Here is a 15,537-nt window from a genome sequence, read left to right as displayed (position 1 = left end):
CCGGCCGCCCGCCGCCGGGCGGACCGCGCCGACCACCGCCAACCCGCTCGACCCCCAGGGAAGTTCGATGGCATCGAAGACCAAGGAACCCCGCCCCGCGCGGCCCACGCCGCGAGGCTGGCCCGGACCGGGCGGCGGCATGGTCGGCTACGTCGACCCCGCGCCCGAGTGGCGCGGCACCTCCGTCCAGGTGTGCGGCCTCTGGCCGTTCGGCGCCGGGGCGGGCACCCCCATGGTCGGTGTGCCGCTCGGCCGCGACCTCGACTCGGGGGCCACGGTCTGCTGCGACCCGGTCTCCTGGTTCACCCGCACCGGGCTGCTCGCCAACCCCTCCATGTTCGTCCTGGGCCGGCCCGGCCTCGGCAAGTCGACCGTGGTGCGCCGGATGGCCCTCGGCCTCGCCGGCTACGGCGTCCACCCGCTGATCTTCGGCGACCTCAAGCCCGACTACACCGACCTGATCAGGGCCATCGGCGGCCAGGTCATCAGCCTCGGCCGGGGGCGCGGCAACCTCAACGTCCTCGACCCGGGCGAGTCCGTGCAGGCCGCCGCCCGGCTCACCGGCGAGGCCAGGCACCGCCTCCTCGCCGACGTCCACGGCCGCCGGCTGCACATGGTGTCCGCGCTGATCACCATCCTGCGTTCGGCGCCCCCGACCGACCGCGAGGAGACGATCCTCTCGGCCGCCCTGAACGTCCTCGACGACCGGCACGGCCCCGACCGCGTCCCGGTCCTCGGCGATCTGGTGCGGGTCATCAAGGACGCCCCCGAGTCGGTGCGCGCGGTGGCCCTCGACCGCGGTGACATCGACCGCTACCGGGACATCACCGAGAACCTGGAGGCGTCCCTGACGGCGCTCCTCGGCGACGGCCGGCTCGGCGGCACCTTCGCCAGCCCCACCACCGAGCCGATGAAGCTCGACCGGCCGGTCTGCTTCGACGTCAGCGGCATCGACGACAGCGAGCAACTCCTCCAGGCCGCGGCCCTGTTGTCGTGCTGGTCGTACGGGTTCGGCGCGGTCTCCGCCGCCCACGCGCTCGCCGACGCGGGCCTCGAACCGCAGCGCAACTACTTCCTCGTCATGGACGAACTCTGGCGCGTCCTCCAGGCCGGCCGCGGCCTGGTCGACCGGGTCAACGCCCTCACCCGGCTCGACCGGCAGCGCGGTGTGGGCCTCGCGATGATCACCCACAGCCTCGACGACCTGCTCGCGCTGCCCACCGAGGAGGACCGCACCAAGGCCAAGGGGTTCGTGGAGCGGGCCGGCATGGTGATCTGCGCGGGCCTGCCGCCGGCCGAGATGCCGCAGCTCTCCCAGGTGGTGGAGCTGACCGAGGCGGAGAAGCGGCTGCTGGTCGACTGGTCGACACCGCCCGCCTGGGACGGCGCGAGCGGCCGCAACGGCACCCCGCCGGGGCTCGGCAACTTCCTCATCAAGGTCGGCAGCCGTCCCGGCATCCCGCTGCACGTGGACCTGACGGCGGCGGAGCTGGAGGTCAACAACACCAACAAGCGCTGGAACCGGCCGACCCAGCGCTGACGGCCCCGGGAACGGGCGGGCGCCGCCGGCCCCCGCGAGGGAGACCGACGGCGCCCGGTGAAGGCCCGGCCGGTGCGGGCTACTTCTTGCGCTGCTTGCCCTTGGAGGGCGGGTCCACCCGGCTGTTGTAGCTGTTGACGGTGCTGCTGCTGGGTGCCGTGTTGCCCCACGTCCCCTGCTGCTGGGTGTAGCTCTGCGCCGCCGACGACGTCGCCGCGTTCGACGGGTACCCGCCGTAGCCGCCCCCCTGCGAACTCTGCGCCGTGTACGAGGGGGACATGTTGACCGGTCCGATACGGGTGAACGCCGTCGACTGGGGGTAGGCGCCGTACCCCTGGTCGGTGGAGGCCGAGGGCTGCGGGTAGGCGCTCAGCGGGAGGGCGCGCTGGAGGCCGCCCATCCCGAAGGAGTCCGTCCCGGACGCGTTCGACAGATTCGAGACGTCGTACCCCGGCGGGTACTGGCCCGGCGCGCTGCCGAGCGTCGGGTTGGTGGGCAGCTGGTAGGGGTTGCGCTGGGCCTCCAGATCGCTCTGGGAGGGCGCGAACATGTCGATGCCGGTCGCGATGCCGTTCGAGTGGGTGGCGACCGAGTTGCTGATGTCGCCGGCCTGCTCGAACGCGCTGTTGGAGGTGCCCTGTGCGGCGGCGTGGACGGCGTTGCCGATCGCGGCCACGCCCCGCAGCCCGGTCGCGGCGACGTCACCCCAGTTCTGGTGGCCGCCCGCCCTGTACTGGTCGATCACGTGCTTGCCGTCACGCGCCGCCGCGACCACCTGGAGTCCGGCGGCGGCGTAGTTCGTGATCCGGGCGCCGGTGCTGTCCTCGCCGAACTGGTTCGCGATGCCCTGGGCGAGCGTCGGGGCGACGTCGACGATGAAGTCGGCGACCTTCCTGGTGCCCTTGGGGAGACTCTCGCGGAACCGCTGGGCCGATTCGCTCCATCGCGTGATCAGGCCCTTGACCCCGGGGGTGTGGGACGGGGTCACGGCGTAGAAGTCCCGGTTCTGCCGGTCGTAGACGCCGATCGCTCCCTGCGGCAGCGGGGGCGCGTTGTCCGGGACGGAGTTGGGGGGCGACGGCCGGTACCGCATCTCGGTGGTCGTCCGGGTCTCGTAGACGGTGTGCCCGTTCTTCTTGATCCGGTGGCCGCTCCTGTCCCGCTTCGCGACCTGCTCCTGGACGTGGGCCTCGGTGATGTCGATCGAGGAGTAGGAGCTCGCGTTCGAACTCGCGTTTGAGCTGTGCTCCGACCCTGGGCTGTTGTCACGAGCCATACGGTCTGCACCTTCTTTCGGAAGGAAGCTCCTCGCGGAGCCTGTGGCGCCGCCGCCGTCGACCGGCAGCGACATCCGGTCGGGAGGCCACAACGCGCCCGTCCCGCACCCGGTTCAAAGCCGGGGTGCGACGGCACCGCCGGTGAACCGTCCACGGCGGGCGTACGTGTCGTACTCACCCCGCCCGAACGACCGCGCCGGGGCCCGCCGAGCAGAAAGCAGGACGGCATGTCCACGGACAGCCCCGAACTCCACGCCCTCCCGGACGCGCCGGACGCGCCGGACGCGCCGGACGGCCTGGACGAGCCGAACGACCCGGGCGCACCCGGCGGCCTCGAACCGCCGCGCTCCGAGCCCAAGAGCCCCCCGCACTTCATCCTCTACAAGGACGGTCCCGACTACGGCCAGACCCTGCGGCAGCTGACCCTGTGGACCCACCATGTGCTGCTGCCCGTCTACGGCCGTGAGATCAGTTCCAGCGCCCCCTGGTGCTCCCGCTGGTGGGAGCACCAGGAGGCGATCGCGCTGCTGCACGGGCTGTGGCTGGCGTGGGGCGACCTGACGGGCCCCGGCACCGACATGAGCGGCCCGTCCGTCTGGCACCGCGACCACCTCGGGCCGACCATGAACGTGCTGCGGGACGCGATGGGCCCCTTCGCCGGCTGCAAGCCCGGCAACCACCGGTCGAAGGAGATCCCGCCCGTCGACGCCATGGACCCGTTCGGCCCGCCGCCCGTCCGGGGCTGACGGCGAGCGGGACCCGCCGTCCGGCAGCACCCGCCGGCCGCCCCCGGCCTCACCGCGGCGGCGGGCCCTCCTGCCGTCGCATCGCCCGGCGCAGCGCGTCCGCGTCCGGGTGGCCCGCCTCCTCCAGCAGGACCAGCGCCGCGGCCCACGCCTCCCGCGCCGCCTCGGGGCGGCCCGCCGCGTGGTGCGCGTCCCCGATGTGCCGCAGGGTGTCCGCCTCCAGATAGCGGTCGCCGATCTCGCGGTAGAGGTCGAGGGCGCGCCGGTAGGGGCCGAGCGACGCGTCGTGGTGGCCGAGGTGGTGGTGGGCGTAGCCGACGCTGTCCTGGGCGGCGGCCTCGCCGTTCGGGTCGCCGATCTCCTGGTGCAGCGCGACGGCCTTCTCGCAGTGCTCCAGGGCCCGTTCGGCCTCGCCGAGCAGGATGTACGTCCAGCCCACCTCGTTGAGGACACCGGCCTCGCCGCTGCGGTGGCCGTGCCGCAGGTACAGCGTGTGGGCCTCCCGGTAGTGCAGCAGCGCGACGGTGTGATCGCCCTCGTCGTTGGCGAGGAACGCGAGCTGGCGGTGGGCGCGGGCCGCGCCGAGGGTGTCCTCGGTCTCCCCGAACAGCCGCAGCGCGCGCTCCAGATGGGCGCGCGCCTCGTCGCGCTGGCCGAAGCGGGTGTGGCTGAAGCCGAGCGCGCGGTGGGCGTGCGCCTGGCCGTTGCGGTCACCGAGTACGACGGCGCAGGCGAGCGCGGTGCGGTTGATCTCCATCAGGTCGTGCCAGTAGCCGAGCCGGTCGAGATACAGCTCCAGGGAGAACGCGGTGCGCCAGGCGTGATCCTCGAAGCCGCCCGCGGCCGCGCTCTCGATCACCGCGCGCAGCACGTGCCGTTCGGCGCGCAGCCACGCCGTCGCCTGCCGTTTGCCGCGGAAGGTGAGCGGCGCGCTGTCCGCGAGGGCCGGCGGCAGGGCGATCGTCTCCCGGAACGGGCCGAGGGTGAGGGAGGCGTGGTGGGCGGTGTGCAGATAGTGGTCGTGCAGCCGGCGCAGCGCGGCCCTGCGGCTCTCCTCGCTGTCCTCGGCGTCGGCGAGTTCGGCGGCGTAGGCGCGCAGCAGGTCGTGGAAGACGAAGCGGCCGGGGGCGCGTTCGGCGATCAGGCTGGTGCCGGTGAGTTCGACGAGCAGCGCGCGGGCCCGCCGGATGTCGACGCCGAGCAGGGCGGCGGCCGCGGGCGAGGTGACGTCGGGGCCCGGGTGCAGGGCGAGCCGCCGGAACAGGGCAGCGGCCTGCGGGGCCAGCGCGTGGTACGACCAGGAGAAGACGGCCCGCGCGTCGGTCTGGGCGTCGCCGCCGGTGAAGGCGTCGAGGCTGCCGTGGTCGGCCCGCAGCTCGGCGGCGATGTCGGCGAGCCGGAAGCCGGGGTGCCTGGCGGCCCGGGAGGCGACGATGGCCAGGGCGAGCGGCAGCCGCGCGCACCGGTTGACGATGTCGTCGGCGGCCACCGGTTCGGCCGCGGCCCGCGCGTGCCCGACCCGCCGCACCAGCATGGCGTGGGCCTCGTCGGCGCTCGGCAGGCCGAGGGTGAGCGGGTGGGCGCCGTGCCCGGCCACCAGGCCGCTGAGCCGGCTGCGGCTGGTGATGATGACGAGGCAGCCGGGGGTGCCGGGCAGCAGGGGCCGCACCTGTTCGGTGTCGCGGGCGTTGTCGAGGACGATCAGCACCCGGCGTCCGGCGAGGACGCTGCGGTAGAGGGCGGCCTGCGCGTCGAGCCCCTCGGGCACGGTGCTGGGCGGGACGCCGAGGGCGGTGAGGCAGGACTCGATGGCGGCGGACGGGTCCATGACGGCGCCGTCCTGGTCGTAGCCGCGCAGGTTGACGTAGAGGCTGCCGTCGGGGAACCGGTGGGCGACCTGGTGCGCCCAGTGCACGGCGAAGGTGGTCTTGCCCGCCCCGGCCATGCCGTCGATGACGCCGATGACCGGTGCCGCGGGCCCCTCGTCCTTCGACAGCAGGGCGTCGGCCTGGGCGAGTTCCGTCTGCCGTCCGGTGAACAGGGGCGAGTCGGCGGGGAGTTGGGAGGGGCGTACGCCGTGCGCGGGGCGGGCGGGGTACGGCGGTTGCGGGTCGGGAGCGGGGGCGGGGGCGGGGCGCTGCGCGGGGACCGTGCGGCGGGCGGGTGGGGGCGTGAGGTCCGGGTCGTCGGCGAGCAGGAAGGCGTGCACGGCCCGCAGCGAGGGACCCGGTTCGACGCCGAGTTCCCGCACCAGGGTGCGCCGGGTGCGGGCGTACGCCTCCAGGGCCTCCGCCTTGCGCCCGCACCTGGCCAGGGCGATGAGCAGCAGCTCCGACACGCCCTCCCGCAGCGGGCAGGCGTCCCGCAGCGCGACCAGCTCGGTGACCACCGACTCGTGCCGCCCCAGGTCGAGTTCGACGCGCAGGCAGAACTCCAGTGCGCTGAGCCGCTGTTCGGTCAGCCGGTCCCTGGCCGCCTGCGCGTACGGTCCCGGCACCCCGGCCAGCGGGGTGCCCTGCCAGGCGGCCAGGACGGTGCGCAACAGGCGTGCGCAGGACTCCAGTTCACCGGAGTTGCGGTCGGCCCGCGCCTCGGCGACGGCTTCCTCGAACTCGTCGAGGTCGCTGACAACGGTGTCGGTGCGCAGCGCGTAGCCGCGGCCCGCGGAGACCAGGACCCGGAACGCGTCGCCGGGCGAGCGGTCGGGTTCGAGGAGTTTCCGCAGCCGGGACACGTAGGTGCGCACCACCGGCACGGCGCCGGCGGGCGGGGCGTCCCCCCACACCCCGTCGACCAGCGCGTCGATGTCGACGGTCCGGCCGCGGTGCAGGAGCAACAGGGTGAGCAGGGCGCGTTGCTGGGGCGGGCCGAGGGACAGCTCACGGCCCGCGTGCCAGGCGCGTGGCGGTCCCAGCAGGGAGAACCGCAGGGATGCCGGGGTTCTGTCCTCCACGCCGTGCAGCGTAGTCATGCCGGACGCCGGACGGGATGGATCCAGACTGGAAACAAAGTGAACCGTTCTCACCTCTCTTCCGTTTCATGGACGTCCCCGTCAGGAGCGGGGGGACGCCGGTGGAGCGGGCCGGCACGGACCACGGAGCGGATGTTGACGAACCCGACACGGCAGGGGCGCCCGGGTCTTGGGCTACCCGCGTGCGGGTCCGTCCTGCGGGGGGCCGTCGAGGTCCCGCAGCCGTTGCCGCATCTGTTCGGCGTCGGGGTGGTCGGACTCCTCGAACAGCGCGAGGGCCTGCCGCCAGCTGGTGCGGGCGGCCTCCGGTTCGCCGGACTCCCGGTGGACGTCGCCGAGATGGCCGAGGGTGTGCCCCTCGCCCCACCGGTTGCCGACGTCCCGGTGTGCCTCGATGGCCTGGTAGTAGTGCTTGATCGCGTCGTCGTGACGGCCGAGCCGTTGGTGGACCGTGCCGAGGGTGTCGAGGGTGACGCCCTCCACCCAGCGGTTGCCGAGGGCCCGCAGCACGGTCATCGCCTCCTCCAGGTGGGCCATGGCCTCGTCGAAGAGGCCGAGCCGCTGGTAGGCGTCGCCCAGGTTGACCAGGGATATGCCCTCGCCCCAGGCGCTGCCGATGTGCCGGTCCACGACGAGACCGCGGCGCGTGTACTCGATCGACTTCTTCAACTGCCCGGTCTGGAGATACAGGTTGCCGAGGTTGCCGAGGGCGTGCGCCCGGCCGGCGATGTCCTTGAGCCGCCGGTGCAGCACCATCGACTCCTTGAGGTGTCCGATGGCCTCCTGGTCCCTATGGACCACGGTCAGCGCGGCGGACACGTCACCCAGCGCCCACGCCTGCCCCAGCTCGTCACCGGAGGCGCGGGCCCCCGCGAGCCCGGTGCGGGCACTGGCGAGCCAGTCGTGGACATGGCTGCGCAGGTAGAAGAACCCCCACAGGACGGCGGTCAGCCGCCAGGCGACGCCCGGCCTGCCCACCGCCACGGCGTGCTGCACCGCCGCGACCAGGTTCGGCCGTTCGCCGTCGCACCACTCCAACGCCTGGTCGTACGTGCCGAACCGGAGCGGGGCGCACCCCTCGGGCAGGGGTTCGAGCGGCACCTGCCTGCGGTTCGGTGTCAGGAACGGATAGGTGGCGGCGGCGGTATGCACGTACCAGAAGAGGAGCCGATCGACCGCAAGGTTCCGTTCGGTCTCGCTTTCGTCCTCCATGACCCGCTCCGCCGCGTAGACCCGCAGCAGGTCGTGCAGCGAGTAGCGGCCCGGCAGATACTCCAACAGCAGGTGCGCGTGCGTGAGTTCGCCCAGCAGGACGCGGGCCTCACGGACCGTCAGCCCGGCCAGCGCCGCCGCCGCGGGCGCCGAGACGTGCGGCCCGAAGTGCAGGCCGAGCAGCCTGAACAGCCGTGCCGCGGGCGCCGACAGGGCGCGGTGCGACCAGGAGAAGATGGCCCGGACGTCGGTGCTGAGGTCACCGCCCGCGAAGGCGTCGAGGCTGTCGTGGCTGTCGCACAGCTCCTCGGCGACCGCGCTCAGCGGGAAGTCCGGGTGGGCGGCGGCGCGGGCCGCGACGATGGCCAGCGCGAGCGGCAGCCGGGCGCACCGCTCGATGATCTCCTCGGTGGCGCCCGGCTCCGCCACGAGCCGGGCCTCGCCGAGCCTGCGGGCGAGGAAGCCGTGCGCCTCGACGGCGTCGAGCGGCTTCAGGGTCAGCGGATGGGCGCCGTCGTTGGCGACCAGTCCGGTCAGCCAGTTGCGGCTGGTGACGATGGCCATGCAGCCGGGGGAGCCGGGCAGCAGCGGCCGTACCTGCGCCGTGTCCAGGGCGTTGTCCAGCAGGATCAGCACCCGCCGGTCGGCGAGCAGGCTGCGGTACATGCCGGCCTGCGCGTCGAGCCCGGAGGGGATGCGCTGGGACGGCACGCCGAGCGCGTCGAGGAAGAGCCGGACGGCCTCCTCGGGCGGCACCGTGGCGCCCGTCGGGTCGAAGCCGCGCAGATTGATGTAGAGCTGCCCGTCGGGGAAGCGGTGGGCTATCTCGTGCGCCCAGTGCACCGCGAGCGCGGTCTTGCCGACGCCCGCCATCCCGGCGATGGCGTTGATCACCACGGTGGCGGGCAGCTCGCCCTCCCCGGGCAACAGCGCCCGCAGCTGCGCCAGTTCGGGTACCCGGCCGGTGAAGCTGGCCAGGTCCGCCGGGAGTTGGGCGGGGCGGGAGAGGGGTTCGGCGGGCGCGGCGGCCACCGCCTGCGGCTCGGCCTTCGCGGCCGGGGCCAGGTCGAGGGACGGATCGGCCGCCAGGATGCGGTCCTGGAGGCCGCGCAGCGCTCCACCCGGCTCCACGCCCAGTTCGGCCACCAGCGTGTTGCGGGCCCGCCGGTAGACGGCCAGCGCCTCGGCCTGCCGGCCGGACCGGTACAGCGCCAGCATGAGCAGCCTGGTCGGCCGTTCGCGCAGCGGGTGATCGGCGGCCAGGGCGACGAGTTCGGGGACGACGTCGTGGTGGCGGCCGAGCCGCAGGTCGAGGTCGAGCCGGCTCTCCAGGGCGTTGAGGCGCACCTCGGTGAGCCGGGAGCGTTCCGCCTCGGCGAGCGGTCCAGGCAGTCCGGCCAGCGGGGTTCCCTCCCAGCCGTCTAGGGCGGCGTGCAGTAGTTCGGCGGCAGCGGAGAGCTGCCCGTCGGCGCGCAGCCTCTTCGCCTCCGCGATCCGCTGTGCGAACACTGTGAGGTCCAGGGCCTCTTCGGGCAGGTCGGCGAGGTAGCCGTCGGCCGCGGACACGATCAGCGGCGCCGATCCGGCGCTGCCGCGGTCCGGTTCGAGCACCTTGCGCAGCCGCGACACATAGGTCCGCAGCACCGAGACGGCCGCGTGCGGCGGGTCGTCACCCCAGACCGCGTCGATCAGTTCACCCACGGTGACGGGGCGTCCGAGCCGTAATAACAGCGCCGTCAGCACGACTCGTTGCTGTGGCGATCCGAGGTCCAGTTCCTGTGCGCCGCGCCAGGCCCTGACGGGTCCCAGCACGGCGAGGCGAACGGAGTCCGCGTTGGCTGCTTCCACCTCGGGAACTCTATTAGGGGAATCCCTCAACTCCCGCTTTTTTCCTGGAAGCTGCGCCACCGGTTTGCTTCGGCCAACCGGAAATATGCCCTGTCGGCCGCATTTGCTGTCCCGCGGCCGACAGGGCCGGACGTCACCACGAGGAACGAGGGGAACCCGGGTGCCGCCGTCGCCGCTTCCACGTACGGAACGGGCAGACGGTTCACCGCTGTTCCGTGCCCGGATTGAACTGTCTTCGCCCGCAGTCCGTTGCTGCCCTGCGCGGGGCCGCGCGGCAGGCGCGAGGACGTGGGAACGAGGGAGGACGGCGATGGACATGGGCGAGGGAGAGCGGTCTTCCCCCCTCATCCCGGTGGTGATCGGGAGCGACGGCACGGCCGTGGTCGACGGTGAGCCGGTTCCGGTGATGGGCGGCGAGTCGGTCGACGTGGCGATCCTCGACACCCTGCACGGCTACGCCCGCAACCGGAACACCCCGGTCACGGCGTCGATCTCGGACCCGGTGTCGGGTTCGGTGGCGATCGTGGAGGTTGCCCCGGACGGCTCCTCCCGCCTCGTCGAACAGCGGGAGGAGCCGGCGACGGAGCGGGAGGAGCCGGCGACGGCCGTCCTGCCCGCCGTCGAGGCCACGCCCCCGACGCCGACCCCGACGACGCCTACGCCCCCCGCCGCCACCCCCGTCCCCTCAACAGCCGCCCCAGCCGCCCCGGCCGCTCCCGTCCCCCCGGTCACCACCCCCGGCCCTTCCCCCGTGCCGCCCGCACCGACCGGTCGTTCCGGGTCGGTCGGTTCCGTGGGCGCGGTGGAGGGGCCGGAGCCGGTGCGGGACGCCGCCGGTAGGGGCAGGCCCGCCCGGGGCCCGGTGTCGGGCCAGTCGGACGACGAGTACCAGGGCCCGAGCCTGCTGAAGCAGCCGCTGGTCATCGGCGCCGTCGCCGTCGTCGTCGCGCTGCTCGTCGTCGTCCCGCTGATCGCGCTCGGCAGCGACTCGGGCGGGGGCAGGGACCAGGCCGCGGGCACGGTCGAGGCGACCACCCCGACGACGCCCGAGCCGACCCCGTCGGAGTCCGCGAGCGTGACGTCGTCGCCGTCCGCCTCGCCGTCCGTCTCGTCCTCCGCCTCGCCCTCCGCCTCGAAGAGCGCCTCCCCGAAGCCGTCCCGCTCGCCCTCCACCGCCCCCGCGGCCCCGAACCCGCGGCCGACCGCGGGCGACGCCGACCAGTCGGACATCCCCACCGGCACGGTCGTGCTCAAGAACAAGAAGTGGTCGCTCTGCCTCGACCTGCCCGGCACCGGCAAGGGCAAGAAGGACCAGCGGGTGCGGGACGGCGCCTGCGTCACGTCGAGCGCGGACAACCAGCGGTGGACCCTCGCCAAGAGCTCCAGCGGCCAGGGCACCAGGGGCGCCGACCTCTATCTGATCCGCAACGTCAAGGACGGCCTCTGCCTCGACCTGCCGTACTACGAAGGCCGGCGGGCATCGACCCCGGTCAGCGAGTTCACCTGCGACGGCACCGACCACGACAACCAGCTCTGGTGGTTCGACAAGCGGGCGAACGGCACCTACTGGGTCCGCAACCAGAAGAGCGGCGACCTCTGCCTCGACGTCGCCAGGGCCGACAAGGCGACCGCGCACGCCGGTCTCACCATCTTCGGGTGCAGCGATCTCGACGACCACCAGTGGCGCTTCGTGAAGGTCTGAGCACGGACGACGGGAGGACGACATCATGGCGGACACCAGCGCGAGTCCAGCGGCCGGGAAGGACGATGAGCGGCGGCGGCTGACGAAGCCGGACCCCGGGCGGCGCGATGCCGCCCAGGAGAGCGGCCGGGCGGCCAGGGACCTCGTCGGCTCCCGGCTGCGGCCCGCCTGGGAGACCGCGAAGACCTTCGCCAAGAACTTCACGAAGCAGTTCGGCAGGAACCTGCTCGACGACCTCATCGCCCGGTTCCTGCCGAAGTGGCGGGGCCGGCGCGCCTCGGGCGGCGGCGGCTCCTACGACGCGCCCGCGCCCGCCGCAGGTCCCGCGCGGCTGTCGCAGGCGCGGGGCGATCGGCTCGACGCGTTCCTCGACGCCGTGGACGGCGGTCCGGGCGGCAAGCTGAAGGCGCTGGAGAACCTCACCGCCGACGTGCTCGCCAGGATCGACGGCAGCCGACTGCACCGGCAGTCGGGCGAACGCAACCAGCAGCTGCTGAACGCGCTGCTCGACCGGCAGGAGCAGCTGAAGGCGCAGCTCGCGCGGCCCGCGCCGGTCACCGAGCCGGCCCTCTCCCCGCCCCTGACGCCCGCCTCGCCGTGGGAGCGCGGGGCGCGGGAGTCGTCCCTCACGGAGGACCGGCGCTTCTCGCGGACCCCGACCCTCCCGGTGGAGGAGCGTCCCGCCGCCGAGGAGAGCCGGTCGAACCCGAGGGAACGGCCGGACTCGACGGACCTGACGAAGCCGACGGACCTCTCGGACCCGATGGACCTCTCGGACCCGATGGGCCTCTCGCACCGGTTGGAGCGGTCGGACTCGGTGAGTTCGGCGGGCCGGTCCGACGCGTCGGACGCGTCGGACTCGTCGGCCTCGCTGGACCTGTCGGGCCTTTCCCCGATGGAGCGGTGGGCCCTGACGGCTCCGCTGCTGCGGTCGGACTCGGTGCGGTCCACGGACTCGACGATCTCGGTGGTCTCGACGGGTTCGATGGACTCCGCGGTCTCGGCGGAGTCCACGGTCTCGCAGGACCCCCGGTTCGCCCTGCCGGTGCTGCCCTCGGCGCGGGCGAACGACTCGATGGCACAGCTCGTGCGCCAGGACTCGACAGGTCAGCGCACCTCACCCCCTTCGCCCCGGTCCGTCACCCCGGTGCCCAAGTCCGCCAAGCCCAGGATGCGTTGAACTGTTTTCCCGCGCGGCCCGTTGCAGTGCACTGCGAGGCCGCGCGAGCGGCGACGGCACGGAGGCAGGGGTGAGTGCATGAGCAACGGGCCGAACAGGGAGCCTTCAGCACGGATACCGGTGGTGATCGCGGAGGACGGATCGGCGGTGGTCGACGGCGAGCCGGTGCCGGTCGTCGGGGGTGAGTCGGTCGACGTCGCCATCCTCGACACCCTGCACGGGTACGCCCGCAGCCGGAACGAGGCGGTGACGGCGTCCATCACGGACCCGGTGGCCGGTTCGGTGGCGATCGTCGAGGTGGCCCCCGACGGGTCGAGCCGCCTGGTGGAGCAGCGGCAGGAAGGCCCCGCGGCGGCCGTCGCACCGACGCCGCCGCCGCATGCCGTCGCACCGGCGCCGCCGCAGGCCGTCGCGTTGGACAAGCCGCCCGCGCCGGCGGCTCCGCCCCCGGGAGCGCCCGCCCCCGCCGCGCCGGCCCCGCAGCCGCCCGCCCCCGCCGCGGCGCAGGTCCCGCCGCCGGCGCAGCACCGGCAGCCCGCGCCGACCCCGGCACCGCAGCCCGCGAACACCCCCGCCCGCGCGCCCGCTCCGGTCCGCGGGATCGGGCAGTCGGACGACGAGTACGAGGCGCCGAGCCTGATCAAGCGCCCCGCCGTCATCGGCGCGGTCGCGGTCGGCGTCGCGCTGCTCGTCATCGTCCCGCTGGTCGCGCTCGGCAGCGGCGGCTCGGACGGCGGCGCCTCGGACAAGACCGCGGCCGCCGCCGACAGCAAGCGCAAGACCCCGACACTGCTGCCCACCCAGCCGACCGTCTCGGCGACGCCCTCGGGGTGGCCGCACGCCACCCCGGGCGTCAGCGCGTCGCCCTCGGCCTCCGCGTCGGACAGCGCGTCGCCGTCGCCCAGCGCCAGCCCCTCGGAGGAGAAGAGGAAGGAGGAGGAGACCGAGGAGACGAAGTCCGCCGAGGCGCCCGTGGCCGCCGTGCCGAAGCCGGTGAAGCCGCCCAAGCCGCACAAGGAGACCGCCGCCGAGGCCGTCTCCAAGCTGGCGGCCCGCAGCCCCGGGCGGCACATCTGCTACCGCGTCTACTTCGACAAGGACGGCTGGCAGAAGCCGGTCTGCGACGGCGCCACGGCGGGCCGCGTGAACACCAAGCAGAAGATCAAGTCGATCAACACGGCGACGGCGGGCACCAAGGGCACCGCCTCCAACGCCTGGGTCCGCCACGACAAGTGGAAGACCCCGTGGAGCGGCGGCGTCGACGGCGTCGACGTCTACATCGGCAAGACCAAGAAGGACTATCCCTACATCCTGGGCTTCGTGATCAACGTCGCCGACGGCGCCGTCTGCCAGAACGCGGCCGTCGGCGGCCGCTGGGGCGGGCTCGCCTGCGACCAGCCGACCGGTCAGGCGCCCGGCAACTTCATCTGGGGCGGCACCCAGGACGACGCGCGGTGGCTCCAGGCGGTCCGGTTCACGGTGTGAGCCGCTGACCCCGGCGCAGCCGGCGCGCGATCTCCACCTGGACGTCCTCCACCGGGCGCCCGTCCTCGATCTCCCACAGACAGTTCTGCAGCACCCGGCCGAGCGTCCAGGCGCGCGCCCGTTCCCGGTCGAGGCCGAGCAGCCCGGTGAGGGCGTCGAACCGCCAGCCCACCTCGGCCGGTTCGAAGCGGTTGTCGATCGCCGGGAGCAGATCGAACCCCGGGTCGCCCGCCAGCGGCTTGGGGTCGATGGCGAGCCACTCGGCGCGGTCGCCGCCGAGGACGTTCTCGAAGTGCAGGTCCCAGTGGAGCAGCCGGTCGCCCGGCTCGTCCGCCACCTCGCGGACGGCGGCGGCGCAGTCCGCGACGAGGCGGCGGACCTCCGGGTCGGCGATCCGCTCCAGCGCCCGGGGCGTCCCCGCCAGCATCTCCCGCGCGATCCCGCCGAGTCCGCGCAGCCCCGCCGGGGCCGGGACCGCCGTCAGCCCGGCCAGCAGCCGGCCGACGACCTGCACGGCGGCCCGCGAGTCCGGCAGCAGCGACGGCGTCCTGGCGGGGTCGAGGCGCTCCAGGAGCAGGGTGTGGCTGACCGGGTCGTGGTCGAGGAGCCTGACCGCGCCCGCACCGGCCCAGGCGCGCAGCGCGACCGGTTCGCCCGCGCTCTCCTCGTCGAGGAGCTGGAACTTGAGCGCGGCCCGGGTGCCGTCGGCCCGCAGCACCGGCAGCACCAGCGCGGACACCCCGTGCATCGGTGGCCCGTCGGGGCGCAGCTCCCACCGCGCGAGGAACTCCTCCAGCAGGGCGGGCAGCGCGGCGATGAACGCCCGCCCGGCGTCGCCGTTGTACTTCTCCTGTGCCGTTGCGAGGCCGCCCGGGATGTCGATCACCCCGCGGACGATACGTGCGTGCGTGAATCGGGGCATGCGAATTCTCCGGGGCCTCGACAGGGTGTGGGCCTATGTCCGCAGCGCCCCGGGCACCTATGTGTGGCTCGCGATCCTGTTCGTGACGACGGTCGCCCTGCACCACATGTCGCCGCACTTCGAGACGGAGTTCCTGCGCAGGCGCTCCACCAACATCCATGAGCTGTCGGACGACCCGGGCCGGGTGCTGCTCCAGAGCGCCCTGTGGATCGACGGCGGGCGGTGGCTGCCGTACGCGGTGCTCTACACCGTCTTCCACGCGCCCGCCGAACGGTGGCTCGGCACCCTGCGCTGGCTCATGGTGTGCGTCGCCGCGCACGTCCTGGCCACCCTGATCAGTGAGGCCGCGCTGCTGAAGGCGGTGCGCGACGGACTCGCCCCGCACTCGGCGACCCACACCCTGGACATCGGCGTCAGTTACGCCCTCGCCGGGGTCGTCGCCGTCCTCACCTACCGCATCCCGACGCCCTGGCGGTACCTGTACCTGGTGGCCGTGCTGCTCGTGTACGGGCTGCCGCTCGCGTCCTCGCCGACCTTCACCGACCTCGGCCACTTCACCGCCGTCCTCATCGGACTCTGCTGCCGTCCGCTGACGCTGGGGCGTCCGACACCACGGAATCCGAAGGAGACACCGGCCGCCCGGACGGGTTAGCG

10 protein-coding genes are annotated in these 15,537 nt (G+C 73.7%); 6 read left to right on the top strand and 4 right to left on the bottom strand.

Annotation, left to right across the window (positions count from 1 at the left end; all coding sequences use genetic code 11):
- Positions 1–67: 67 nt before the first annotated feature.
- Complete coding sequence (locus DDJ31_RS17765; protein ID WP_127179301.1) at positions 68–1,540, top strand: ATP-binding protein; 1,473 nt, start codon at positions 68–70, stop codon at positions 1,538–1,540.
- A gap of 79 nt (positions 1,541–1,619) precedes the next feature.
- On the opposite strand, the gene DDJ31_RS17760 is transcribed toward DDJ31_RS17765, so the two are convergent.
- Complete coding sequence (locus DDJ31_RS17760; protein WP_127179302.1) at positions 1,620–2,816, bottom strand: hypothetical protein; 1,197 nt, start codon at positions 2,814–2,816, stop codon at positions 1,620–1,622.
- 228 nt (positions 2,817–3,044) lie between these two features.
- On the opposite strand from DDJ31_RS17760, the gene DDJ31_RS17755 reads away from it, so the two are divergent.
- On the top strand, positions 3,045–3,563 hold the full coding sequence (locus DDJ31_RS17755) for a DUF4913 domain-containing protein (protein ID WP_127179303.1): 519 nt from the start codon (positions 3,045–3,047) through the stop codon (positions 3,561–3,563).
- Between the two features lie 49 nt (positions 3,564–3,612).
- Here DDJ31_RS17755 and DDJ31_RS17750 read toward each other — a convergent pair whose 3' ends face one another.
- The gene (locus tag DDJ31_RS17750; protein WP_240678168.1) at positions 3,613–6,516 is read right to left on the bottom strand and encodes an AfsR/SARP family transcriptional regulator; all 2,904 of its coding nucleotides are present in this window, start codon (positions 6,514–6,516) and stop codon (positions 3,613–3,615) included.
- A gap of 192 nt (positions 6,517–6,708) precedes the next feature.
- Positions 6,709–9,594, bottom strand: a complete 2,886-nt coding sequence (locus DDJ31_RS17745) for an AfsR/SARP family transcriptional regulator (RefSeq protein ID WP_240678169.1) — start codon at positions 9,592–9,594, stop codon at positions 6,709–6,711.
- A 310-nt stretch (positions 9,595–9,904) separates the two neighbouring features.
- Between DDJ31_RS17745 and DDJ31_RS17740 the strand changes: the two genes are divergently transcribed.
- From DDJ31_RS17740 to DDJ31_RS17730, 3 genes are all read left to right on the top strand, one after another.
- Entirely contained in the window at positions 9,905–11,296 is a 1,392-nt protein-coding gene (locus DDJ31_RS17740; protein WP_127179306.1) for an RICIN domain-containing protein, read from the top strand.
- A gap of 25 nt (positions 11,297–11,321) precedes the next feature.
- Positions 11,322–12,476 carry a hypothetical protein gene (locus DDJ31_RS17735; protein WP_127179307.1) on the top strand — a complete coding sequence of 385 codons (1,155 nt, stop codon included), beginning with the start codon at positions 11,322–11,324 and terminating at the stop codon, positions 12,474–12,476.
- A 78-nt stretch (positions 12,477–12,554) separates the two neighbouring features.
- A complete protein-coding gene (locus tag DDJ31_RS17730) occupies positions 12,555–13,961 on the top strand; it encodes a hypothetical protein (RefSeq protein WP_127179308.1) in 1,407 nt (468 codons plus the stop codon).
- Here the strand turns inward: DDJ31_RS17730 and DDJ31_RS17725 are convergent.
- Complete coding sequence (locus DDJ31_RS17725) at positions 13,951–14,883, bottom strand: aminoglycoside phosphotransferase family protein (protein WP_127179309.1); 933 nt, start codon at positions 14,881–14,883, stop codon at positions 13,951–13,953. The genes DDJ31_RS17730 and DDJ31_RS17725 overlap by 11 nt on opposite strands.
- On the opposite strand from DDJ31_RS17725, the gene DDJ31_RS17720 reads away from it, so the two are divergent.
- Positions 14,882–15,535, top strand: a complete 654-nt coding sequence (locus tag DDJ31_RS17720) for a rhomboid-like protein (protein WP_127179310.1) — start codon at positions 14,882–14,884, stop codon at positions 15,533–15,535. The genes DDJ31_RS17725 and DDJ31_RS17720 overlap by 2 nt on opposite strands.
- Positions 15,536–15,537 lie beyond the last annotated feature (2 nt).

The sequence above is a fragment of the Streptomyces griseoviridis genome (assembly GCF_005222485.1).
GTDB classification, from domain to species: domain Bacteria; phylum Actinomycetota; class Actinomycetes; order Streptomycetales; family Streptomycetaceae; genus Streptomyces; species Streptomyces hintoniae.
The sequence above is the reverse complement of the archived record's forward strand: the minus strand, read 5'-3'. Positions and strand labels throughout refer to the sequence as shown.

What these genes read in the sequence shown, in the direction of transcription:
- DDJ31_RS17765 (WP_127179301.1), top strand. Translation starts at nt 68, where the DNA reads ATGGCATCGAAGACCAAGGAACCCCGCCCCGCGCGGCCCACGCCGCGA.
- DDJ31_RS17760 (WP_127179302.1), bottom strand. Translation starts at nt 2,816, where the DNA reads ATGGCTCGTGACAACAGCCCAGGGTCGGAGCACAGCTCAAACGCGAGT.
- DDJ31_RS17755 (WP_127179303.1), top strand. Translation starts at nt 3,045, where the DNA reads ATGTCCACGGACAGCCCCGAACTCCACGCCCTCCCGGACGCGCCGGAC.
- DDJ31_RS17740 (WP_127179306.1), top strand. Translation starts at nt 9,905, where the DNA reads ATGGACATGGGCGAGGGAGAGCGGTCTTCCCCCCTCATCCCGGTGGTG.
- DDJ31_RS17735 (WP_127179307.1), top strand. Translation starts at nt 11,322, where the DNA reads ATGGCGGACACCAGCGCGAGTCCAGCGGCCGGGAAGGACGATGAGCGG.
- DDJ31_RS17730 (WP_127179308.1), top strand. Translation starts at nt 12,555, where the DNA reads ATGAGCAACGGGCCGAACAGGGAGCCTTCAGCACGGATACCGGTGGTG.
- DDJ31_RS17720 (WP_127179310.1), top strand. Translation starts at nt 14,882, where the DNA reads ATGCGAATTCTCCGGGGCCTCGACAGGGTGTGGGCCTATGTCCGCAGC.
- DDJ31_RS17725 (WP_127179309.1), bottom strand. Translation starts at nt 14,883, where the DNA reads ATGCCCCGATTCACGCACGCACGTATCGTCCGCGGGGTGATCGACATC.